Here is a 236-nt window from a genome sequence, read left to right on the forward strand (position 1 = left end):
GCTCAGGGGCTGGCGGGGACACCGGCCTTCGGGTTGGTCGATCGGGATGCCGGGTCGACCGTGCGGTATGTGCTCCGCGGGCCGGTCCTCTTGCGGGTGACGACCGCTGAGGGGTTGTGCGAGCTGCGTGCCGAGCACGTCTCGACCTGGCTCGAGACGACGATCGCCGGAGTGAACTCCTTCCGCGTCTCGGTCATCGGTGCCGTCGCGGATGGCGTCGGCGCCCTCCAGCTCGT

1 protein-coding gene is annotated in these 236 nt (G+C 70.3%); it reads left to right on the forward strand.

Going from position 1 to position 236, the window contains the following annotated elements; all coding sequences use genetic code 11:
- Positions 1-236: hypothetical protein (locus ACPYOG_RS20785; protein ID WP_481295951.1), on the forward strand; the 236-nt coding region annotated here is incomplete at both ends.

This window comes from Leifsonia sp. HAY1-4F, from assembly GCF_056755275.1.